This window comes from Streptomyces sp. NPDC048106, from assembly GCF_040706415.1.
Lineage (GTDB): Bacteria > Actinomycetota > Actinomycetes > Streptomycetales > Streptomycetaceae > Streptomyces.
Genome location: NZ_JBEZND010000020.1, coordinates 46,525 through 69,161, shown reverse-complemented (window position 1 = coordinate 69,161; position 22,637 = coordinate 46,525). Strand labels below are relative to the sequence as shown.

Annotated in this window: 21 protein-coding genes; 11 read left to right on the top strand and 10 right to left on the bottom strand. The window is 71.8% G+C overall.

Translation table 11 applies throughout. The features are described from left to right. The first annotated feature begins 117 nt into the window (after window positions 1–117). Entirely contained in the window at window positions 118–660 is a 543-nt protein-coding gene (locus AB0927_RS21220; protein ID WP_366669211.1) for a DinB family protein, read from the top strand. Between the two features lie 26 nt (window positions 661–686). Here AB0927_RS21220 and AB0927_RS21215 read toward each other — a convergent pair whose 3' ends face one another. Next, the gene (locus AB0927_RS21215; protein ID WP_366669210.1) at window positions 687–2,093 is read right to left on the bottom strand and encodes a glutamate decarboxylase; all 1,407 of its coding nucleotides are present in this window, start codon (window positions 2,091–2,093) and stop codon (window positions 687–689) included. Between the two features lie 178 nt (window positions 2,094–2,271). On the opposite strand from AB0927_RS21215, the gene AB0927_RS21210 reads away from it, so the two are divergent. Then, entirely contained in the window at window positions 2,272–3,033 is a 762-nt protein-coding gene (locus AB0927_RS21210) for a MerR family transcriptional regulator (RefSeq protein ID WP_366669209.1), read from the top strand. Between the two features lie 15 nt (window positions 3,034–3,048). On the opposite strand, the gene AB0927_RS21205 is transcribed toward AB0927_RS21210, so the two are convergent. Next, window positions 3,049–3,414: a YbjQ family protein gene (locus AB0927_RS21205; protein ID WP_366669208.1), complete on the bottom strand. Its 366-nt coding sequence runs from the start codon at window positions 3,412–3,414 to the stop codon at window positions 3,049–3,051. 133 nt (window positions 3,415–3,547) lie between these two features. On the opposite strand from AB0927_RS21205, the gene AB0927_RS21200 reads away from it, so the two are divergent. Then, window positions 3,548–4,612, top strand: coding sequence for a VTT domain-containing protein (locus AB0927_RS21200; protein WP_366669207.1), 1,065 nt, complete (start codon window positions 3,548–3,550; stop codon window positions 4,610–4,612). A 10-nt stretch (window positions 4,613–4,622) separates the two neighbouring features. Here the strand turns inward: AB0927_RS21200 and AB0927_RS21195 are convergent, their stop codons facing one another. Together AB0927_RS21195 and AB0927_RS21190 are read right to left on the bottom strand one after the other, a co-directional pair. After that, entirely contained in the window at window positions 4,623–6,260 is a 1,638-nt protein-coding gene (locus AB0927_RS21195; RefSeq protein WP_366669206.1) for a threonine/serine exporter family protein, read from the bottom strand. 114 nt (window positions 6,261–6,374) lie between these two features. Continuing rightward, entirely contained in the window at window positions 6,375–6,866 is a 492-nt protein-coding gene (locus tag AB0927_RS21190) for an inorganic diphosphatase (RefSeq protein WP_070022518.1), read from the bottom strand. An 85-nt stretch (window positions 6,867–6,951) separates the two neighbouring features. On the opposite strand from AB0927_RS21190, the gene dacB reads away from it, so the two are divergent. The 6 genes from dacB (at window position 6,952) to folE (ending at window position 14,715) form a co-directional block, all read left to right on the top strand. Further along, a complete protein-coding gene (gene dacB, locus AB0927_RS21185; RefSeq protein ID WP_366669205.1) occupies window positions 6,952–8,547 on the top strand; it encodes a D-alanyl-D-alanine carboxypeptidase/D-alanyl-D-alanine-endopeptidase in 1,596 nt (531 codons plus the stop codon). A 170-nt stretch (window positions 8,548–8,717) separates the two neighbouring features. Continuing rightward, a complete protein-coding gene (locus AB0927_RS21180; protein WP_366669261.1) occupies window positions 8,718–9,818 on the top strand; it encodes a zinc-dependent metalloprotease in 1,101 nt (366 codons plus the stop codon). Between the two features lie 193 nt (window positions 9,819–10,011). Further along, entirely contained in the window at window positions 10,012–11,079 is a 1,068-nt protein-coding gene (gene tilS / locus AB0927_RS21175; protein ID WP_366669204.1) for a tRNA lysidine(34) synthetase TilS, read from the top strand. A gap of 89 nt (window positions 11,080–11,168) precedes the next feature. After that, window positions 11,169–11,729 carry a hypoxanthine phosphoribosyltransferase gene (gene hpt, locus AB0927_RS21170; RefSeq protein WP_366669203.1) on the top strand — a complete coding sequence of 187 codons (561 nt, stop codon included), beginning with the start codon at window positions 11,169–11,171 and terminating at the stop codon, window positions 11,727–11,729. 217 nt (window positions 11,730–11,946) lie between these two features. After that, complete coding sequence (gene ftsH, locus AB0927_RS21165) at window positions 11,947–13,986, top strand: ATP-dependent zinc metalloprotease FtsH (RefSeq protein WP_366669202.1); 2,040 nt, start codon at window positions 11,947–11,949, stop codon at window positions 13,984–13,986. 123 nt (window positions 13,987–14,109) lie between these two features. After that, window positions 14,110–14,715, top strand: a complete 606-nt coding sequence (gene folE, locus AB0927_RS21160; protein ID WP_366669201.1) for a GTP cyclohydrolase I FolE — start codon at window positions 14,110–14,112, stop codon at window positions 14,713–14,715. Window positions 14,716–14,775: 60 nt separating this feature from the next. On the opposite strand, the gene AB0927_RS21155 is transcribed toward folE, so the two are convergent. The 6 genes from AB0927_RS21155 to AB0927_RS21130 form a co-directional block, all read right to left on the bottom strand. Next, window positions 14,776–15,267, bottom strand: a complete 492-nt coding sequence (locus AB0927_RS21155) for a DUF3180 domain-containing protein (RefSeq protein WP_366669200.1) — start codon at window positions 15,265–15,267, stop codon at window positions 14,776–14,778. Between the two features lie 81 nt (window positions 15,268–15,348). After that, window positions 15,349–15,960: a 2-amino-4-hydroxy-6-hydroxymethyldihydropteridine diphosphokinase gene (gene folK, locus AB0927_RS21150; protein ID WP_366669199.1), complete on the bottom strand. Its 612-nt coding sequence runs from the start codon at window positions 15,958–15,960 to the stop codon at window positions 15,349–15,351. Next, window positions 15,957–16,316, bottom strand: a complete 360-nt coding sequence (gene folB, locus AB0927_RS21145; protein ID WP_366669198.1) for a dihydroneopterin aldolase — start codon at window positions 16,314–16,316, stop codon at window positions 15,957–15,959. Before folB ends, folK begins: the two co-directional genes overlap by 4 nt. A gap of 246 nt (window positions 16,317–16,562) precedes the next feature. Next, window positions 16,563–17,111, bottom strand: coding sequence for a nuclear transport factor 2 family protein (locus tag AB0927_RS21140; RefSeq protein WP_366669197.1), 549 nt, complete (start codon window positions 17,109–17,111; stop codon window positions 16,563–16,565). Then, on the bottom strand, window positions 17,108–17,986 hold the full coding sequence (gene folP / locus AB0927_RS21135; RefSeq protein ID WP_366669196.1) for a dihydropteroate synthase: 879 nt from the start codon (window positions 17,984–17,986) through the stop codon (window positions 17,108–17,110). The genes AB0927_RS21140 and folP overlap by 4 nt, the downstream gene beginning before the upstream one ends. A 77-nt stretch (window positions 17,987–18,063) precedes the next feature. Beyond that, window positions 18,064–19,875 (bottom strand): phosphatidylglycerol lysyltransferase domain-containing protein, encoded by a 1,812-nt coding sequence (locus AB0927_RS21130; protein ID WP_366669195.1) that lies wholly within the window; start codon window positions 19,873–19,875, stop codon window positions 18,064–18,066. 226 nt (window positions 19,876–20,101) lie between these two features. Between AB0927_RS21130 and AB0927_RS21125 the strand changes: the two genes are divergently transcribed. Continuing rightward, the gene (locus tag AB0927_RS21125; RefSeq protein WP_366669194.1) at window positions 20,102–21,226 is read left to right on the top strand and encodes an alpha/beta hydrolase-fold protein; all 1,125 of its coding nucleotides are present in this window, start codon (window positions 20,102–20,104) and stop codon (window positions 21,224–21,226) included. Window positions 21,227–21,321: 95 nt separating this feature from the next. After that, a complete protein-coding gene (locus AB0927_RS21120) occupies window positions 21,322–22,626 on the top strand; it encodes a hypothetical protein (protein WP_366669192.1) in 1,305 nt (434 codons plus the stop codon). Window positions 22,627–22,637: the final 11 nt, after the last annotated feature.

Genomic DNA, 22,637 nt, shown 5'->3' with positions numbered 1-22,637 from the left:
CCTGATTTTCGCCTGATGCCCGCCGGGCCCTTTAGGACACGATCTGACCTAAAGGGCCCGTAGCTTTTCCGGTGTCGGGGCGGACGCCCCGGCGAACCGAGGGAGAGGCGGCCGGTCATGGTCACGCATGTGTCCGCGGAGGCGAAGGGCGACGAGCGGGGAGCGCTGCTCGCGTTCATCGAGGAGCAGCGCGGGGGGATCCGCCGGGCGGTGCTCGGGCTGACCGAGGAGCAGGCCCGCACCCGGCCGAGCGCGAGCGAGCTGTCGCTGGGCGGGCTGCTCAAGCATGTCGCCGAGGTCGAGGAGACCTGGCTCGCGCGGGCCAGGCAGGAGCCGCCGGCGGTGCGGCGGGACGAGTCCAACTGGCACGAGAGCTTCCAGCTGGTCGGCGAGGAGACGGTGGCCTCCCGGCTGGCCTACTGGGAGCAGGTCGCCGCCGGGACCGAGAAGTTCATCCGCTCCGCCCCCAGCCTGGACGACACCTTCCCCCTCCCGCCGGACCCCTGGTTCCCGCCGGAGGGCCGCGTCTCCCTCCGCTGGCTCTGCCTCCACCTGATCCGCGAGACCGCCCGCCACGCCGGCCACGCCGACATCCTCCGCGAGTCCCTCGACGGCAGGACCGCGTTCGAACTGGTGGCCCTGGACCGCTCGGCGGGCTGACCGCCGAGGCGTCCGAGAGAGTGGCCCTAATGGTGGAAGCTCGTCGCCGCCTCCCTGTCGTGGGTCAGCGGATGGGGCTGGCGGCGCAGCTCCGGCAGGAGGCGGGTCAGGTCGGCCAGGAAGAGGTCGGCCAGGTCGTGCGAGAAGCCGTTGCGGCAGACGACGCGGAGGACGGAGAGGTCCTCGCGGTTGGCGGGGAAGGTGTAGGCGGGGAGCAGCCAGCCGCTCTCGCGCATGCGGCGGGAGACGTCGAAGACGTCGTACGCCGTGACATGGCCGGCCGTGGTGAAGGCGAACACCGGGAGCTGGTCGCCGCGGGTCAGCAGGCGGAAGTCGCCGAGGGCCTCGATGCGGTCGGCCAGGGAGCGGGCCACGTCACGGGTGGACTGCTGGACCGCGCGGTAGCCCTCGCGGCCGAGGCGCAGGAAGGAGTAGTACTGCGCGACGACCTGGGCGCCGGGGCGGGAGAAGTTGAGGGCGAAGGTCGGCATGTCGCCGCCCAGGTAGTTGACCCGGAAGACCAACTCCTCGGGCAGCGCCTCCGCGTCCCGCCACAGGGCCCAGCCGACGCCCGGGTACACCAGCCCGTACTTGTGCCCCGAGGTGTTGATGGAGGCCACGCGGGGCAGCCGGAAGTCCCACACCAGGTCCTCGTCCAGGAACGGGGCCACCATCGCGCCGGACGCCCCGTCCACATGCACCGGGATGTCCAGGCCGGTGCGCTCCTGCAAGGCGTCCAGGGCCGCGCACAGGTCGGCGATCGGCTCGTAGGAACCGTCGAAGGTCGAGCCGAGGATGCCGACGACCCCGATGGTGTTCTCGTCGCACAGCTCGGCCGCCGCCCGCGGGTCCAGATGGAAGCGGTCGCCCTCCATGGGCACCTGCCGCGCCTCCACCTCCCAGAAGTTGCAGAACTTCTCCCAGCACACCTGGACATTGACCCCCATCACCAGGTTGGGCCGGGCGCCCGGATACCGGTCGGCGTTGCGCTGCGTCCAGCGGCGCTTCAGCGCCATCCCGGCCAGCATGCACGCCTCGCTCGACCCCGTGGTCGAACAGCCCACCGCGGCCGCCGGGTCCGGCGCGTTCCACAGGTCCGCGAGCATCGCCACGCAGCGCCGCTCCAGCTCGGCGGTGCGCGGGTACTCGTCCTTGTCGATCATGTTCTTGTCCCGGCACTCCGCCATCAGCGTCCCGGCCTGCGGCTCCATCCAGGTGCTCACGAACGTGGCCAGGTTCAGCCGGGAGTTGCCGTCCAGCATCAGTTCGTCGTGCACGAGCTGGTACGCCGTCGTGGGGGACATCGGGGCGTCCGGAAGCCGGTGCGTGGGCGGGGCCTCGGTCATACCGGCGACCGGGTTCGCCTCCCCGAAGAACGGGTTGACGGACAACACCCGCTCCTGATGCTTCTGCGGACCTTTGTGCAGGGCCATGGCTGCCTCCTCGCCGCCACCCTATGCAAGGCCGCACCACCCCGACATCCGGAATGACCCGGACGCCTACCCTGACCCGCGTGCCCCGGCATCAGGGACGCCGCGGACTTGCACCTCACGTGGCGTGAGGCCGCAGGCTGACCGTCGTACCGACGAACGAGCGGAAGGGAGCGGGCGGTTGGGCTACTCCGTGGGACAGGTCGCGGGGTTCGCCGGCGTCACGGTGCGCACCCTGCACCACTACGACGAGATCGGCCTCCTGGTACCCGGCGGGCGCACCCACGCGGGGCACCGCCGCTACACCGACGCCGACCTCGACCGGCTCCAGCGGATCCTCTTCTACCGGGAGCTCGGCTTCCCGCTCGACGAGATCGCGGTGCTGCTCGACGACCCGGACGCGGACCCGCGCGCGCACCTGCGCCGCCGGCACGCCCTGCTGACCGCCCGGATCGAGAAGCTGCGCCGGATGACCGAGGCCGTGGAACACGCCATGGAGGCACGCGAGATGGGCATCAAGCTGACACCCGAGGAGCGGTTCGAGGTGTTCGGGGACAAGGACCCCGAGCAGTACGCCGAGGAGGCGGAGGCCCGCTGGGGCGGCACGGCAGAGTACGCCGAGTCCCAGCGCCGCGCCGCCGCCTACGGCAAGGAGGACTGGAAGCGGATGCAGGCGGAGGTGGACGACTGGAGCGAGCGCTACGCCCGCCTGGTGGCCGCCGGCGAGCCCCCGGCGGGGGAGGCCGCCCGCGGCATGGCCGAGGAGCACCGGCGGCACATCAGCCGGTGGTTCTACGCATGCCCGTACGAGATGCACCGGAGCCTCGCCGCGATGTACCTCGCCGACGAGCGCTTCAAGGCGTTCTACGACGCGATGCACCCCGGTCTCGCCGAACACCTGCACGACGCGATCCTGGCCAACGCCGACCGCCGGACCTCCTGACCGGCGTGCGTCACCTCACTCCCGGACCAGCACCACCGCGGTGCCGTACGCGCACACCTCGGTGCCCACGTCCGCCGCCTCCGTCACGTCGAACCGGAACGCCAGCACCCCGTTGGCGCCCCGCGCCCGTGCCTGCTCCACCAGGCGCTCCATGGCCTGGTTGCGGGTCTGCACCAGAGTCTTGGTGAGCCCCTTCAGCTCGCCGCCGATCATCGACTTCAGCCCGGCGCCGATCTGGCTGCCCAGATGCCGGGAGCGCACGGTGAGCCCGAAGACCTCGCCGATCACGCGCTCCACCCGGTGGCCCGGGACGTCGTTCGTCGTCACGACCAGTACGTCCGTCTGGGGCCCCTGCCCGCCGCCGTAGTCGTCGAGTTCCATGGATCACCGCTTTCTTCCCGTCGTCCCGGGGTCCGTCGGGGGAACCCGGGGCGGTCACGTCACGTTGATAGCTTTGTGCGGCCCTACCCGGTCACCGTAGCCGCCCCTTCTCCCCCTTCAGGAGCCCGGACCCGTGATGACACTCGCCCTCGGCCCGAGCTGGCTCGATCCCAACTACCTGCTCGACACGTACAGCATCTGGGGTCTGCTGCTCATAGTCTTCGCCGAGTCCGGCCTGCTGATCGGCTTCTTCCTGCCCGGCGACTCGCTGCTGTTCACCTGCGGCCTGCTGATCACGTCCCACCAGATGGACTTCCCGCTGTGGGGCGCGATCGCCCTGATCTGCCTCGCCGCGATCCTCGGCGACCAGGCGGGCTACATGTTCGGCAAGAAGGTCGGCCCGTCCCTGTTCAACCGGTCCGACTCGCGCCTGTTCAAACAGGAGAACGTCACCAAGGCGCACGAGTTCTTCGAGAAGTACGGCCCCAAGTCGCTGATCCTGGCCCGCTTCGTGCCGGTGGTGCGCACCTTCACGCCGATCATCGCGGGCGTCAGCGGCATGCGCTACCGCTCCTTCCTGATCTTCAACGTCATCGGCGGCTCCCTGTGGGGCGCGGGCGTCACCCTGCTCGGCTCCTGGCTCGGCAACATCGGCGTCGTCAAGAACAACATCGAGGCGATCCTCATCCTGATCGTCCTCGTCTCGGTGGTCCCGCTCGCGATCGAGTACCTCAGGGCCCGCGGCAAGAGCAAGAAGGCCCCGAAGGAGCAGCCCCGCCCCGCCGAGGCGCCCCGGTACCAGCAGCAGCCGCCCCTCATGGACGACGCCACGACCCGGCTGCGCCGCATCGAGCCGGACGAGCGGTACGGGCAGCAGCAGGGGGGCCGGCAGCACGGCGGGCAGGGGTACGACGGGCAGGAGTACGGCGGGCAGGGGTACGGCGGGCAGGGGTACGGCGGGCAGGGGTACGACCAGGGCTACGGCGGCCAGGCGTACGGCGACCAGGGTTACGGCAATCACGGCTACGGCCGGCAGCCGCAGCAGCCGCAGCAGCCGCAGTACCAGCAGCAGAACTGGAACCACCAGCAGCCCCAGCAGCCGGACTGGAACCAGCAGCCCTACCACGACCCGCGGCAGTACCCGGGGCAGCAGGACCAGGACCAGAACCAGTACCCGTACGGCCACCCCAACCAGTGAGCCAGGGGGCTCAGAACCCCCTGGTCCGCTTGGCCGCCCGCCGCTTCCCGGGGGAGCCCACCCTCAGGAACAGCCGGAAGACCTCCGACCCCAGATTGACCCCGATCGCGATCGCCATGGCCAGCGACGCCGCGTTGGCCAGCGACACCAGCCCCTTGTCCACCTCGTTCTGGGCCATGTTCAGCAGCCCGAAGTAGGTGGCGGAACCGGGTAGCAGCGGACCGATCGCCGCCGTGGTGTAGGGCAGCGCGGAGGCGAACCGGTAGCGGGACAGCAACTGCCCGAACAGCCCGACCAGGCCCGCGGCGACGGCCGTGGAGGCCACCGGCGAGATGTCGGCGACATAGTGCATCGCGCCGTACACGCTCCAGGCGACGCCGCCGTTGAGGGTCACCCAGAGCACGGTGGACCGTTCCTGCTGGAGCAGCACCGCGAAGGTCAGTGACAGCAGCATGGAGGCCGTGATCTGGATCAGCGGCCGCGCGGAGATGTGCAGCGCCGCCTCCGGGTTGAGTTTGCCGCCCACCTTCACGCCGAAGTACAGGACGAGCAGCACACCGGTGACGATGCCCACGAAGAAGTAGAGGACCTCCAGGAGGCGGGCCGAGGCGGTGATGTAGAAGCCCGTCAGGCCGTCCTGGACGCCCGCCACCAGCGCCCGCCCGGGCAGCAGCGCGAAGAGCCCACCGGTGATCACCGCGGACGCCTTCACGTCCACGTGGGCCAGCGCGAACGCCACCCCGATCGCCGCGGGCGGCATCGCGGCCACCGTGAACTGGTAGAACTCCGGCAGCCCGCGCCCCGCGCACAGCCAGGCCAGCCGGTCGCCGAGCATCGCGCCGACCGCCGCCGCGAAGAACACGATCAGATCGCCGCCGACGAGCATCGAGGCGGCGCCCGCCAGCAGCCCGCTGGCCAGGGTCAGCGCCCAGCCGGGATAGGGGTGCCGGTTGCGGCGGATCTCCGCGAGACGCCGGTACGCCTCCTCCAGGGAGACATGGGTCTCGGGGTCGGTCAGGTCGTCCACCAGGCGGAAGACGGCCGCCAGGCGGGTGTAGTCGGTGCCCCGGCGCCGTACCGTCCGCGACGCCGTCACCGGGTCCTCGACCAGGGACGGCTGGTGCGAGATGGACAGCAGGGTGAAGGTGACGTTGGGCTCGCAGCGGTCCAGGCCGTAGGACCGGCACACCGCGAACATCGCGGCCTCCACGTCCTCCGCGCCCTCGCCGCCCGCCAGCAGCAGCTCACCGATACGCAGCGTCAGGTCCAGCACGCGCGGGACGGCGGGGCCGCTCTCCTCCTCGTGCTGCACCGGCTCGGGCGCGGGCCGGTCGGCCACCGACATGCGCAGCATGGTGCGCATCCGGTCCTGCCAGGGCGCGTCCTTGATCAGGCTGACCAGCGGCACCCCGGTGGCCGGCGTGAACGCGGCCACGCCGCTCGGTGTGCTGAACGCCGACCCCTCGGGCTCCCCGCCCGGCGGTTGCGGCGTGACAAGCCCCTGCGGCACCTGGAACTCGGAGGTCGTCTCCGGCTCGCTCACCGTCTTCGGGACATCGAGTCCCTTGGGGATGGCGAACTCCGATGTGATCTCCGGGTCGTACCGCGCCTCGTCCGACCGGGGCTTGCGGTCGTCCGCCTCCGTCACCTCGCACCGTCCCTGAACGACACCTTCCGCTGGCCTCAGTATGCGCATGCACCGTGTGCGGGCATGCAAACGGGCCGCACACGATCGCGTGCGGCCCGTCGGGTGAACAGCGGGTCAGTGACCGCCCTGCTCCTTGAAACGCTTGTAGGACCGCTCGATCTCCTGCTCGGCGTCCGCACGGCCCACCCAGTTGGCGCCCTCGACCGACTTGCCGGGCTCCAGGTCCTTGTAGACCTCGAAGAAGTGCTGGATCTCCAGGCGGTCGAACTCCGACACGTGGTGGATGTCCCGCAGGTGCTCCACGCGCGGGTCGGTGGCGGGCACGCACAGCAGCTTGTCGTCGCCGCCGGCCTCGTCCGTCATCCGGAACATGCCGATCGCGCGGCACTTGATCAGGCAGCCCGGGAAGGTCGGCTCGTCCAGGATGACCAGCGCGTCCAGCGGGTCGCCGTCCTCGCCGAGGGTGTTCTCGACGAAGCCGTAGTCGGTCGGGTAGGCGGTCGAGGTGAAGAGGCGACGGTCCAGGCGGATCCGACCGGTCTCGTGGTCCACCTCGTACTTGTTGCGCGAACCCTTCGGGATCTCGATCGTGACGTCGAACTCCACCGGTGGCTCCTTCATGATCAGCACATAGTTCTGGTGATTAAGTGTCCCTCACGCAGGTGTGTGATCGCGAAAGGGGCTGGTGGTCATGCCGGAGCTCGGGCCTTGGCGGGCCGCGGGACCGCGGGTGAGGCGGATCGCGAGCGCCGTACGACCGCGACTCGCGCATGCCGTGAGAACGACGAAACCGCAGGTCACGCGTCTGATTTCCACGGTACGACCGCTGCTCGCCGACCTCCCCCGTCCGCGTACCTTCAGCACCTTGCAGTACACCGCGGGCGCCGCCACCGCCGGCCTGGTGCTCGCCGCCGGCGTGGTGACCCTGTCGGGTCCGTGGGACGCCACGGGTCAGCGTACGGCCGAGCGGGACCGTGCGACCGCCCTGGAGCACGCACGTGGCGCAGATCACGGACCGGGCCCGGCGGCGGGCGGGCTGCGGCCCGCGCCGAGCGCACCGGCCGTCCTGGCGGGCCTGGGCGCCGCCGGCAGCCCCGTGGACACCCGGCAGGCCCCGGCGGCCGGGGGAACGGCCCTGGCGGACGTCCTGGGGCCCCTCCTGGGCTCGCCCGCGCTCGGGGACGGTCATGCGGCGGTGGTGGTCGACGCGGCCACCGGCAGGCGGCTGTACGGCGTCGACCCCGACAAGGGGCTCACGCCGGCCTCGACGACCAAGCTCGCCACCGCCGCCGCCGCGCTGAACGCGCTCGGCCCGGACCACCGCCTCACCACCCGCGCCGTGCTCCGGGGCGGCACGCACGAACTCGTCCTCGTCGGCGGCGGCGACCCCACCCTCACGGCGCACGCCAGGCCCGACGGATGGGCGAGCCTGCGGACACTGGCCACGCGGACGGCACAGGCGCTGCGGGGGCGCGGCATCCACAGCGTCACGCTGTCGTACGACACGACGCTCTACACCGGCCCCGCCCTGCACCCCATCGGGGTCAACGAGAACCTCGCGCCGGTCAGCGCCCTGACGACCGACGAGGGCCGTACCGACGACTCCGCCAGCGGGCCCGCGCCCCGGGTCGCCGACCCGGCGCGGGACACGGCGCAGAAGTTCGCGGGCTTCCTCAAGGCCGCCGGCGTCAGCGCCTCCCGGCCCGGCCCGGCCAAGGCCACGGGGCGCACCGAGACCCTCGCGAGCGTCTCCTCGCCGCCGCTGTCCGCCCTGGTCGAACGCATGCTGACCAACAGCGACAACGACATCGCCGAGGCCCTCGCCCGGCAGACGGCCCTCGCGAGCGGGCAGCCCGCCGGTTTCGACGGGGGCGCGAAGGCGATCGCCGGGCAGCTCCGGAAGCTGGGGCTGCCGCTGGCCGGCACGTCCTTCCACGACGGCAGCGGTCTGGACCGCGCCGACCGGCTCACGGCCGACCTCCTGACCGCCGTCCTGGTCAAGGCCGGCGCCCCCGACCACCCCGGCCTGCGCCCCGTCCTCACCGGCCTGCCCATCGCCCACTTCACCGGCACGCTGAGCACCCGGTACGCCGGCGGCGCCGCCGGCCTGGTGCACGCCAAGACCGGCACCCTGACCGGCGTCAACACCCTGGCGGGCACGGTCGTGGACCGGGACGGCCGCCTGCTGGCCTTCGCCTTCCTGGCCTCCGGCACGACCGACCCGACGGCCGCCCAGTCGGCCCTGGACGAGACGGCGACGGCCCTGTCGGCCTGCGGCTGCGGCTGACGGGCCCGGAGCCGCCGACCGGGCCGGATCCGCGACAGGCCCGAGGCGCTCCCGGCGCCCCGCACCCGCCGGCCGCCGCCCCGGAACCCGGCGCCCACGGCCTGCCCCAAGTGGTAACGCTCACGTACCGTTGACGCATGACAGGCTTCGGAGGCACCGCATCCCCCGGGATGGTCGACTGGAACCTCGCGGTGGCGACCGCGACTCGGCTCGTACGGCCCGGCCCCGACGTCACCCGTGACGAGGCCCGGTCCGTCGTCGCGGAGCTGCGCCGGCACGCGAAGGCCTCGGAGGAGCACGTCCGGGGCTTCACCCGGCTGGCGACCGAGCAGAGCCACGACACCCCCGTCCTGGTCGTCGACCGCCCCGGCTGGGTCCGGGCCAACGTCGCCGGCTTCCGGGAGATCCTCAGGCCGCTCCTGGACAAGATGCAGGAACGCCGCGGCGCCAGCCCCGGCGGCGCCGTCCTCGGCGCCGTCGGCGGCAAGGTCACCGGCGTGGAACTGGGCATGCTGCTGTCGTTCCTCTCCTCCCGGGTCCTCGGCCAGTACGAGACCTTCGCCCCCTCCTCCCGCGACCTGCCCGCGGGCGAGAACGGCGGCGGCCGCCTGCTCCTCGTCGCCCCCAACATCGTCCACGTCGAACGCGAACTCGACGTCGAGCCGCACGACTTCCGCCTGTGGGTGTGCCTGCACGAGGAGACGCACCGCACGCAGTTCACGGCCGTGCCCTGGCTGCGGGACCACCTGGAGGGCGAAATCCAGTCTTTCCTGGCGGAGACGGACGTCGATCCCATGACCTTCCTGGAGCGCGTGCGGGAAGCCGCCCAGTCCCTCGTCGGCGGCCGTCCCGAGGCCGAGGAGGACGACGGCGGCCGCTCCTTCGTGGAGCTGGTGCAGACCCCCGCCCAGCGCGAGATCCTCGGCCGCCTCACCGCCGTGATGTCCCTCCTGGAGGGGCACGCCGACTACGTGATGGACGGGGTCGGCCCGAGCGTCGTACCGTCCGTGGCCGAGATCCGCGAGAAGTTCCAGCAGCGGCGGGCCAAGGGCGCCTCCCGGCTCGACCAGGCGCTGCGCAAGCTGCTGGGCCTGGACGCCAAACTCAGGCAGTACCGGGACGGCGAACGCTTCGTGCGGGCCGTCGTGGACGAGGTCGGCGTCGACGGCTTCAACCGCGTGTGGACCTCGCCCAACACCCTGCCCACCAAGGCGGAGATCGCCAAACCGGCGGACTGGGTCGCGCGGGTGCACCGCAAGGCGGAGTCGTGAAACGCGCGCCCTGGTCGTGAATCGAATCCGGCCGACGGCAGTCGAACGCCCCTCCAATCACCCGTCCGAGGGACCGTGAGTCATGCGTAGGCGTGCGATGCTCGGGGAACGGCCCGGTTCTGTCACCATCTACACACTCTGAGTGATTGAAATCGGGCTCACCCCCCGGAAACTTCATGAAGGGAACCGGACAATGGGTCCCCATCCTGCGGTCGCGGCGATACGCCTGGCGGTCCGCCACGTCCTGCACGACATCCTGAACACCCTCCCGGCCTCCGGCGAGCGCCCGGACCGGGTGACCGAGCGGCTCCCCTCCCCGCTCGGATCCACCCTCGTGTCCCCGCCCGCGAGCCCCCTCGTGCTCGTCGCGTGCTCCGGCGGCGCCGACTCCATGGCCCTCGCCTCCGCCCTCGCCTTCGAAGCCCCCCGGCTCGGCCTGCGCGCCGGCGGCGTCACCGTCGACCACGGGCTCCAGCCCGGCTCCGACGTCCGCGCCGACGAGGTCGCCCTGCGGATGCGCGGCCTCGGCCTCAACCCCGTCGAGTCCGTCTCCGTCGACGTCGGCCGCGACGGCGGCCCCGAGGCCGCCGCCCGCGACGCCCGCTACGCCGCCCTGGACGCCGCGCTCGACCGGCACGGCGCCACCGCGATCCTGCTCGGCCACACCCGCGACGACCAGGCCGAGACCGTCCTGCTGGGCCTCGCCCGCGGCTCCGGCATCCGCTCCCTGTCCGGAATGGCCGCGGTCTCGGGGGCCGGCGGCCGTTACCGGCGCCCCTTCCTCCGCCTCGACCGGCAGACCGCCCGCAAGGCCTGCATGGTCCAGTCCCTGCCCGTCTGGGACGATCCTCACAACACCGACCCCGCCTACACCCGCTCCCGGCTGCGCCACGAGGGCCTGCCCGCCCTGGAGAAGGCCCTCGGCAAGGGCGTCGTCGAGGCGCTCGCCCGTACCGCCCAGCTCTCGCGCGACGACGCCGACGCCCTCGACTCCTGGGCCAGCCAGGCCGAGGCCTCCGTACGGGACGACGCGGGACTGCTGGAGTGCGCCAAGCTCTACGCCCTGCCGCCCGCCGTGCGCCGCCGGATCCTGCGCCGCGCCGCCATCGAGGCGGGCGCCCCGGCCGGTTCCCTGTTCGCCCGCCACATCGAGGAAGTCGACCGCCTGATCACCGGCTGGCGCGGCCAGGGGGCCATCAATCTCCCGGGCCGGGTCGTCGCCCAGCGGCAGGGTGGCAGACTGGTGATTCGGCAAGGCTGAATCCCGACCGTCCGGAGCGACCCTCCGGTGGCCGGCCGGGGCAGCCGGAGGCCGTGAACGGGGCCGTAAGTGCGGGACGACCGAAAGTGATGCGGGTGGACGCGAAAGACATGGGTGCCGACCTCGAGAAGGTACTCATCACCAAGGAAGAGATCGACGCCAAGCTGGCCGAGCTGGCCGCGAAGATCGACGCGGAGTACGCGGGCAAGGACCTGCTGATCGTCGGCGTCCTCAAGGGCGCGGTGATGGTCATGGCCGACCTCGCGCGTGCGCTGTCCACCCCCGTCACGATGGACTGGATGGCCGTGTCCTCGTACGGCGCGGGCACCCAGTCCTCCGGTGTCGTGCGCATCCTCAAGGACCTGGACACCGACATCAAGGGCCGCGACGTCCTGATCGTCGAGGACATCATCGACTCGGGCCTGACCCTCTCCTGGCTGATCAACAACCTCGGTTCGCGCGAGCCCTCCTCCCTCAAGGTGTGCACGCTGCTGCGCAAGCCGGACGCCGCCAAGGTCGCCATCGACGTGGAATGGGTCGGCTTCGACATTCCGAACGAGTTCGTCGTCGGTTACGGCCTGGACTACGCCGAGAAGTACCGCAACCTGCCGTTCGTCGGTACGCTCGCGCCGCACGTCTACGGCGGCTGAAACCGAACCGGGCCGGGGCTGAGCCAGTCGGCCCAAGCCCGGTGAGGCGATCGGGAACCCCGGCGGGGCCCGTGCCGTTGAAGCATGCAGAGACGGGTTTCCCAGCCCTCGAATCGGCTTCACGCGGCTTCGGGCACCAAGGCTGGGGTACCGTCGGAAGAACTGTCTTATCAAACTCACTATGGCAGGAGGGACGGGGCGGCACCGCTCCGTATGGATGGACGTGAAGCGATACTTCCGTGGGCCGGTCATGTGGATCGTGCTGGCCGTCCTTGCCGTGGTCGTGTTGATGCAGGTCGTCGGCTCGTCCGGCGGCTACAAGTCGGTGGACACCGGCCAGGTCGTCGCGGCGATCAATGACAACAGGGTCCAGTCGGCCAAGCTGACCACCGGCGACGAGCAGACCATCAAGGTCACGCTCAAGAACGGCCAGAAGGTCGAGGGCAGCTCCAAGATCCAGGCGAGCTATATCGGCGACCAGGGCGTCCAGCTCGCCACCAATCTGCAGACCAAGTACGAGGCCAAGCAGATCCCGGACGGCTACACCGTGGCGCCGTCCAAGCAGAACCCGTTCCTCGGCGTCCTGCTCTCCCTGCTGCCCTTCGTCCTCATCGTCGTCGTCTTCCTGTTCCTGATGAACCAGATGCAGGGCGGCGGCTCCCGGGTGATGAACTTCGGGAAGTCCAAGGCCAAGCTCATCACCAAGGACACCCCGAAGACGACCTTCTCCGACGTCGCCGGCTGCGACGAGGCCGTCGAGGAGCTCCACGAGATCAAGGAGTTCCTCCAGGAGCCGGCCAAGTTCCAGGCCGTCGGCGCCAAGATCCCCAAGGGCGTGCTGCTCTACGGCCGCCCGGGTACCGGCAAGACCCTGCTGGCGCGTGCCGTCGCGGGCGAGGCCGGGGTCCCCTTCTACTCGATCTCCGGTTCCGACTTCGTCGAGATGTTCGTCGGCGTCGGCGCCTCCCGCGTCCGCGACCTGTTCGAGCAGGCCAAGGCGAACGCCCCGGCGATCGTCTTCGTCGACGAGATCGACGCGGTCGGCCGCCACCGCGGCGCCGGCCTCGGCGGTGGTCACGACGAGCGCGAGCAGACCCTCAACCAGCTCCTGGTCGAGATGGACGGCTTCGACGTCAAGGGCGGCGTGATCCTGATCGCGGCCACCAACCGGCCCGACATCCTCGACCCGGCGCTGCTGCGGCCCGGCCGCTTCGACCGCCAGATCGCCGTCGACCCGCCGGACCTCCAGGGCCGCCTGGAGATCCTCAAGGTCCACCAGAAGGGCAAGCCGGTCGCGCCCGACGTCGACCTGGCCGCCGTCGCTCGCCGCACCCCCGGCATGACCGGCGCCGACCTGGCCAACGTGCTGAACGAGGCGGCGCTGCTCACCGCCCGCAGCGACCAGAAGCTGGTCGACAACAAGGCGCTGGACGAGGCGATCGACCGTGTGGTCGCGGGCCCGCAGAAGCGGACCCGGATCATGTCGGACAAGGAGAAGAAGATCACCGCGTACCACGAGGGCGGTCACGCCCTGGTCGCGGCGGCCTCGCCGAACTCCGACCCGGTCCACAAGATCACCATCCTGTCCCGTGGCCGCGCCCTCGGCTACACCATGGTCCTGCCGGACGAGGACAGGTACTCGACCACGCGCAACGAGATGCTCGACCAGCTCGCCTACATGCTGGGCGGCCGCGCGGCCGAGGAACTGGTCTTCCACGACCCGACCACCGGTGCCGCCAACGACATCGAGAAGGCCACCAATGTGGCCCGCGCGATGGTCACCCAGTACGGCATGACCGAGCGGCTCGGCGCCATCAAGTTCGGCGGCGACAACAGCGAGCCCTTCCTCGGCCGTGAGATGGCGCACCAGCGCGACTACTCGGAAGAGGTCGCCGCGCTGGTCGACGAAGAGGTCAAGAAGCTCATCGAGACCGCGCACAACGAGGCCTGGGAGATCCTGGTCGAGAACCGCGACGTGCTCGACCACCTGGTGCTCCAGCTGCTGGAGAAGGAGACCCTGGGCAAGGAGGAGATCGCCGAGATCTTCGCCCCCATCGTCAAGCGCCCGCCGCGGCCCGCCTGGACCGGCTCGTCGCGCCGTACCCCGTCCACCCGCCCGCCGGTGCTCTCCCCGAAGGAGCTGGCACTGACCAACGGTGCGAACGGCTCGACGGCCGCGATCAGCACGGTCAAGTCCACCGCCGTCGAGTCCGCCCCCGTGACGGACCAGACCCCGGAAGAGCGCCCGGAGAGCTGACCGTTCACCGGCCGCTTTCCGGCCACTCGGGCCCGGAATGAACGCCGCGCCCCTCAGGTTCTAGCCTGGGGGCGCGGCATTTTTCGTATGTACGCACGTGGGACGACAGGAACGAGGCACCAGATGACCGACCCGGTGACGCTGGACAGCGAGCGCCCCGTCGGCGAGTTCGACGAGAAGCGCGCCGAGGACGCCGTACGCGAGCTGCTGATCGCCATCGGTGAGGACCCCGACCGCGAGGGTCTGCGCGAGACGCCGGCCCGGGTGGCGCGGGCGTACCAGGAGATCTTCGCCGGGCTGTGGCAGAAGCCCGAGGACGTGCTCACCACGACGTTCGACCTGGGCCACGACGAGATGGTCCTGGTGAAGGACATCGAGGTGTACTCGACCTGCGAGCACCACCTGGTGCCCTTCCGGGGCGTCGCCCACGTCGGCTACATCCCGTCGGTCTCCGGGAAGATCACCGGTCTGTCCAAGCTGGCCCGCCTGGTGGACGTCTACGCCCGCCGGCCGCAGGTGCAGGAGCGCCTCACCACGCAGATCGCGGACTCCCTGATGGAGATCCTGGAGCCGCGGGGCGTCATCGTGGTGGTCGAGTGCGAGCACATGTGCATGTCGATGCGCGGCATCCGCAAGCCGGGAGCCAAGACCATAACGTCGGCGGTGCGCGGTCAGCTACGGGACGCGGCGACCCGCAACGAGGCCATGAGCCTGATCATGGCGCGCTGAGCACGCCGATCGCGCCGAGTGCGCCGAGCGCGCTGAACCGGGGCCCGGGGGGACCGGCGGTCAGGCCGCCGGTTCCGCGCCCTGGTGACGGTCCTCGTCGTCGTCCTCGGGGAGCTTGCAGACGCGCTCCAGGAAGAGGGCTGCCGCTATGACGGCGAGGCCCGCCACGACGGAGAAACCGGCGTAGAAGGCCTGGTCGCGTCGCGGCGGAAGGTCGAGGAGTTCCAGCAGGAACACGCCCGTGCCGCCGTACATCCCGGCGACGAGGGCGGCGACCAAGGCGCTGGCCTGGGCGAAGACGACCGCGCGGGCCGCCATCAGGGGGTCGACGCCCTTCGCGCCGGGGCGCCGCTCGCGCTGGGCCTTCAGCCGGGCGCGGAGCGAGAGCGCCGTGGCCAGCAGGACCACGGCGATCAGGGCGAGCACCACGGGAGCGGCCAGGGGGACGCTGGGCAGGGTCCCGATCGAGTTCCAGAGGCGGGCGCCCGCCCAGGACAGGATGCCCGCCACGACGAACACGCCGACCAGCACCCTGATGCGCAGCTCTCTCACGGTGTCCCTTCAGTTCCCCCGGACCGGGTCCCGGATGATGCCCGGATCTTCGACTGCCCGAGTAGTCGTTGACCTTAACGACTACTCGGGCAGTCGGAGTTCCAGGTCGGTGCGCGGCGCGATGCCCTCGCGGGTGACGGCGGCGAGCAGTTCGGCCACGGTGCCGCGGCCGGGCAGCTTGGCCTCCGGGTCCACGTCGTGCCAGGGCGCGAGCACGAAGGCGCGCTCGTGGGCGCGCGGGTGGGGCAGGGTGAGCTGCGGGTCGTCGGAGGTGACGTCGGCGTAGGCGACGATGTCCACGTCCAGGGTGCGCGGGCCCCAGCGCTCCTCGCGGACGCGGTGGAAGGCCTCCTCTATGGCCTGCCCCCGCTCCAGCAGGGAGGAGGGCGGCAGGGTGGTCTTCAGGGCCACGACCGCGTTGAAGTACGACGGCTGGCTGCCGGGCTCGACGCCCCAGGGCTCGGTCTCGTAGACCGGTGAGACGGCCTTCACGCGGACGCCGGGCGTGTCCTCCAGCGCGTCCACGGCGCCCTGGAGGGTTTCCAGGCGGTTGCCGAGGTTGGAACCGAGGGAGATCACGGCCCACTTGGGGTTCTGCAGGGTGGTGTCGGCCGCGTCCACCTTCTCGACGACCGAGGCGGGCACCGGCTGGACGGTCGGGTCACTGTGACCCTGGACGAAAGGTCGGGTCATACTCGGCTCCGGGTGATGGTGACGGTCACGTCGTCGAAGGGGACGGTGATCGGGGCGTCCGGCTTGTGGACGCAGACCTCGACCTCCTGGACCTCTTCGTGCTTCAGGCAGGTCTGGGCGATCCGCTCGGCGAGTGTCTCGATGAGGTTCACCGGCTCGCCCTCGACCACGGCCACGACCTCCTCGGCCACGATGCCGTAGTGCACGGTCTTCGTCAGGTCGTCGTCGGCCGCGGCCGGTCGGATGTCCAGGCCCAGGACGAGGTCCACGAGGAAGGTCTGGCCCTCCTCGCGCTCCCTGGGGAACACGCCATGGTGCCCGCGAGCCTTCAGGCCGCGCAGCGCGACACGATCCACGCGAATCACTCCTGCAATCGTCGGGAACGACCGGTCGTACCGCGTGCGTGCGATACACCGGTCGCACACGAATCTACCTGCGGGCACCGACAGTCCCGGGCCCCAGGGGCGCGGGCCCGGCCGGGACCGGCCGGGTCAACGGCTCGTTTTCCCCGGTGAAGGCGCCCGCGCCGGGGGCTGGTGGCCGGGGTGGGTGATTCCGACCACTTCCGGGAACCGGCGGGGCGCCCGCCCTCTCCGGCCTGCTCAGGGGAGGGGGCCGTCGCCCGGATCCAGGCCGTTCGCGCCGTCGTCGTCGGCTTCGGCGGTGTCGTCCGGCTCGTCGGTCTCGGCGAGCACGGGGGAGGCGTGGTGCGACCAGAGCTTCCAGCCCTCCGGTGTGCGCCGGAACACGTTGGTGGCGACGACGAGCTGGCCGACCAGCGGCCCGAGTTCGTCGCCCTCCGCGGGGGCCGGACCGCCGCTGAGGATGTTCTCGGTGCAGGTCACCAGCGCGGTGTCACCGGTGACGGAGACATGGACGTCGGTGAGGAAGAACTGGATGTAGTCGGTGTTCGCCATGATCAGGGCGTACGACCTGAGGACCTCGCCGCGCCCGGTGAGCACCGGCCAGCCGGGATGGACGCAGGAGATCACGCCGGTGTCCGCCGGGTCGTGGTACTCCTCGTCCACGCCCAGGTCGGCGGGGGTGAGCCAGAGGGCCGAGACCTCGTCGAAGTCGCCGCGTTCCAGGGCCTCGTAGAAGGCGGTGTTGGCGGCTTCGACCTGTTCGACGTCGGTGTGCGGGGCGCTCACCGGGCTCCGTCCGTCGTGCGGGCCTCTGCCACCGCGCGCGCGACCCGTACGGCGTCCGCCGTGGCGCGCACCTCGTGGACGCGCACGGCCCACGCGCCGGCCTGCGCCGCGAGCGCGGAGACGGCGGCGGTGGCGGCGTCGCGCTCCCGGGCGGGCGGAGGCGCGCCGTCGGGCCCGGCGAGGACCCGGCCGAGGAACCGCTTGCGGGAGGCGGCCACCAGCAGGGGATGGCCGAGGGAGTGCAGCCGGTCGAGGTGGGCGAGGAGGGCGAGGTCGTGCTCGGCCCCCTTGGAGAAGCCGAGGCCGGGGTCGAGCACGATCCGGTCGGGGGCGATGCCGCCGGCCAGGACCGCGTCCACCCGGGCGCGCAGTTCGTCCACGACTTCGCCGACGACGTCGTCGTAGACGCCCTGGACGGCGGCGCCCTCCAGGAGGCCGCGCCAGTGCATGACGACGAAGGGGGCGCCGGCGTCGGCGACGACCGGGATCATCTCGGGGTCGGCGAGGCCGCCGCTGACGTCGTTGACGAGGGCCGCGCCGGCCGCCAGGGACCGGGCCGCGACCGAGGCGCGCATGGTGTCGACGGAGACCACGACGCCCTCGGCGGCGAGGCCGCGCACGACGGGGATGACGCGGCGCAGCTCCTCGTCCTCGTCGACCCGGGTGGCGCCCGGTCGGGTGGACTCGCCGCCCACGTCGACGAGGTCGGCGCCCTCGGCCACCAGGTCCAGGCCGTGCTTGACGGCCGCGGTGGTGTCGAACCAGCGGCCGCCGTCGGAGAAGGAATCGGGGGTGACGTTCACGACCCCCATGACCGCGCACCGGTCCCATGCCGGAAGGCCCGCCACTCGGCCACGCCCGCTGTGGTTGTTCATACGTTCAGCGTAGGCCCCAGGTGGCGCCGCCACGGCCCGCGCGGTCAGGGCGGTCCGGGCGGCGCCGGGGAGGGGGGTCATGCCGCCCGGGCGTCCCGGCCGGTCACCGTGTGGGCGCAGGCGCGGGCGGCGGCCGAGCGGCGGCGCAGGCGGCCGGGGAGCGCCAGGGCGGGCTCGACGAAGCCCTCGGCCTGCATGGTGGCGAAGCCGATGCGGGGCAGGTCGGTCGTGGCGCGGTAGACGATGAAGCGCGGCTCCCACCGCGGCTGGAACTTGGCGTTGAACTTGTACAGCGACTCGATCTGGAACCAGCGCGAGAGGAACACCAGCAGCCCGCGCCAGGCGCGCAGCACCGGGCCCGCGCCGATCTTCTCGCCGCGGGCGAGGGCGGAGCGGAACATGGCGAAGTTCAGGGAGACGCGGGTGATGCCGAGCCTGGGGGCGGCCTGGAGGGCGGCCACGATCAGCAGTTCGTTCATGCCGGGGTCGGCGGCGCGGTCGCGGCGCATCAGGTCGAGCGAGGCGCCGTCCTCGCCCCAGGGCACGAAGTGCAGGATCGCCTTCAGGTCGCCGTACTCGCCGGGCTCGGCGTCCGCCTTGTGGGCCGTGGCTATGAGGCAGTCGCCGTCGGCCGGGTCGCCGATGCGGCCGAGTGCCATGGAGAAACCGCGCTCGGTGCCGGTACCGCGCCAGTCCTCGGCGGCCCGCCGGACGCGTTCGAGTTCCGCCTCGCCGAGGTCATGGACGCGCCGTACCCGGGTTTCGTATCCGGCCCGTTCGATGCGCTTGACCATCTGCCGGACGTTGCGCATGGCGCGTCCGGCGAGGGAGAAATCCGCCACGTCGACCACCGCCTCGTCGCCCAGTTCCAGGGCGTCCAGGCCGGTCTCGCGGGTCCACACCTCGCCGCCGGTCTCCGAGCAGCCCACGACCGCGGGGGTCCAGGAGTGCGCCTTGGCCTCGTCCATGAAGCGCTCGATGGCGCCCGGCCAGGCCTCGACGTCGCCGATGGGGTCGCCGCTGGCGAGCATCACGCCGGAGATGACGCGGTAGGTGACCGCGGCCTTGCCGCTGGGCGAGAAGACGACCGCCTTGTCGCGGCGCAGCGCGAAGTGGCCGAGGGAGTCGCGGCGGCCGTGCCTGGCCAGCAGCGCCCGCAGCCTGGCCTCGTCGTCCTCGGTGAGGCGGGCGGCCGGGTGCTCGGGGCGGAAGGCCAGGTAGATCGTGGTGGCGGCGGTGAGCCAGCCGAGGGCGCCGAGGGAGAAGGCGACGGTCCAGGAGGTGCTGCCCTGGTAGTCGACCGGGCCCTCGAAGCCGACCAGGCCGTAGACGACGTGGGTGAGCCGGTCGGCCAGGCTCGGATCGCCGAGCGTGCGGTGCGGGTGGACGCTGACGATGACGAGCCCGAGGACCAGCGAACCGGCGCTCATCAGCACGAAGTTGGCGAGCGCCCGCCAGCGGCTGCGCGGGTCCGGCAGGGCCGCGAACTCGCGGCGGTGCCACACCAGCGGCACCAGCAGGGCGGCCGCGAACAGCACGCCGAGCGGCGAGTGCCGGTAGGCCAGTTGGGCCATCGCACCGGCCGGCAGGAGCGCGACCGCGGCGCGCCACGCCCGGCGCTTGCGCCGTCTGAGCCCGTGCGCGAGCAGCAGCAACAGCACACCGGCGCTGAGCGAGAGGGCCGCCGCGAAGGGCCCGAAGGAACCGGGCAGCACCTCGGCGAGGGTGTGCATACGGCTGTGCCGGAAGCGCGGGAAGACCCCGGCGGCGATGTCGAGGAGGCCGACGAGCGCGACCGCCCTGCCGACCAGGCCGGGGACGGCCTCGGGGCGCGGGCCGCGCGGTATGCGCCGCGCCCGGCTTGATCGGCCCGGAACCCCGCCCGACATTTCCCCATCTATCCTGACAGACATCGCATCCCGTAGTTCTGCGAGAGACCTTGAACCCGGGCCCGATCGGGCATCCGGTGACATTGCGCCCTCTAGGACGGTGTCTCGGGGAGAGAGGTTCACTCCCCTCCGGAAAGTCGGGTCAAAGGCCGAGGAAAGCCCCGGGCAAGCCCATGCGACGAAGCGTGGGCGGGCGGCGGGCCGAGAGCGCAGGCAGGAACAGTCCATGGGACTCACGAGCAACAAAGTGCTGGTTCTGGCGATCGTGTTCGCCGTGGTGCTGTTCGCGGGCACGGTGTGGCTGTGGCCACGGCTCGCCCGGCAGAACTGGCGGGCCGTCGGCGGGCGGGTCGCCCTGCTGCTCGCCACCCAGGTCGCGGTGTTCGTCTCGGTGGGGCTCGCCGCCAACCAGGCCTTCGGCTTCTACGCCAGCTGGGCCGATCTGTTCGGGCGGGAGAACGGCGAGGGCGTGGTCGTCGACCACATAGCGGACGGCGCCGGCAGCCCGATCCGGCTGGTCTCCACCTCCCGGGTCGCCGGCGTGAGCGGCGGGTCGCCGCAGGTGGCCGGGCAGATCCAGAAGGTCGTCGTGCTGGGCCGTACGACGCGGATCGCCGCGCCGGCGTACGTGTACCTGCCGCCGGAGTACTTCCAGCCGCGCGAGCGCACCCGCAAGTTCCCGGTCTCCGTCGTCCTTACCGGCTACCCCGGCACCGCGCAGGCGCTGGTGGACAAGCTGCGCTACCCGAGCACGGCCCAGCAGCTCGCCAAGGGCGGCAGGATGCAGCCGATGATCCTGGTGATGCTGCGCCCGGCGGTGGCGCCGCCGCGGGACACCGAGTGCGTGGACGTGCCCGGGGGCCCGAAGACGGAGACGTTCTTCGCCAAGGACCTGCGCGACTCGGTGAGGGCCCGCTACCGGGTGGACTCCACGCCCGCGAGCTGGGGCATCATCGGCGACTCGACCGGCGGGTACTGCGCGCTGAAGATCGCCATGCACCACCCGAGGTCGTACGGCGCCGCCGTGGGCCTGTCGCCGTACTACAAGGCGCCGGTCGACGCGACCACCGGGGACCTGTTCCACGGCGACGAGAACCTGCGCAATCGTGCCAACCTCTTCTGGGTGCTCAAGCACCAGGCGGCTCCCGAAACGTCACTGCTCGTCACCAGCAGCAAAATCGGCGAGCACAACTACAAGGACACGCTTCGGTTTATCAAGAACGTGCAGGACACGAACGTGACCAGGATTTCTTCGATCATCCTCCCGAGCGGCGGGCACAACTTCAACACCTGGCGGCGGGAGATCCCGGGGGCGCTGCAGTGGCTCGGCACGCGGCTGGTCTCGCACTGAACGCCCCGACCTGACACGCTGTGAAGCGCACGGAATGGCCGTGTTTTTGCGGGGTGGGGGTTCATGATTCGCCTACTCGCGGTAAGTTTCTGGCCATGCCACGTGGACGCCACCGCCATTCCCCGCCTCTGCACCGGCTGTTGCCTCCCTCCGCGATCGCCGGCGTGTCCGTCGTGTGCGCGCTGGGCCCCTGGGCGTTCTCCGAGGCCGCGGTGTTGCGCGTGCTGGCCGGGGCCGCCGCGGCGACGGCGCTCGCCGGTGCGTTCGTGATGCGCCGCTGGGACATCCATGCGGGCAAACAGGTCGCCGACCTCACGCGCGCGCGGGCCAGTGACGAGTGGCGCTTCGAGGAGCGGGTCGCCGAGCTGGAGACCGACCTGGAGGAGTCGCGCGAACTGCGCGTCAAGCTGGAGCAGCGGCTGCGCGCCAAGCGCGCCGAACTGGCGGGCCTGCGCAACGAGCACGCCGCCCTGCTGCGCCGCTACGCCACCGCGGAGACCGAGCGCGCCAGCGCCCTGGAGGGGCGCCGCCTGCTGGAGATCGAGTCGGGCGTGCCCGCGCTGCCGCCGGCCCCGCGTACGGCGCCCTCGCTGCCGTCCCGGTCGGCCTCCCCGGCGCTGCCCCCGGCCCGGAGCGCCGAGCCGGACACCGCCGCCGTCACCGCCGGGGAGCCGAAGAAGGCGTACGACGTCTTCTCCGCCGAGGGCGCCAAGCTGTACGGGCGGGCGCTGCGGGCGCTCGCCGCGTTCGACCGGGATTCCGCCGCGACCGCCGCCGCTGAGCCGGGCGGTGAGGACGGGGCCGGTGCCGAGGGCGAGGGCGAGGGCGCCGAGGCGGACATAGCCGGGCGGGACGAGGCGCACGAGCCGGTGGCCCGGGACGCGTCGGAGCCCGAGGAGGAGCCCGAGGAGGAGCCCGAGGAGGAGCCCGAGGAGGCGGCGGACCGGCCGCTGACGGCCGACGGACACGCGACGGCCGCCGAGCCCACCGCGCCGACGGCCGCCGAGTCCGTTGCCGCCTCCGAGGCCCCCGCGGCCGCCACTGCCTCCGGGACCCCCGCGGGCCCGCCCCGGACCGGGCACTTCACCGTGCCGACCGCCGTGGCCGTCGTACCGGCCACGCCCGCGCGGCGAGCGGTGGCCGGGGGAGGTTTCGACTTCTTCGGCACGCAGAAGGCCGCGCCGAAAGCCACGCCGAAGGCCGCGCTGGACTCCGTGCAGAACGAGGACCTGGCCGATGTCGTCGGCCAGGAGGCGCTGGCCGTGCACAAGGCCGAGGCGGAGGCGGAGTTCAAGCCCGCCGACGACAACGCGCGCGGTGTCGGCCAGGTCATCGACCTGACGGCGCACGACGAGACCGAGGTGATCGACCTCCAGGGGCTGCGCAGCGCGGCCTCCTGACGACGGCACGC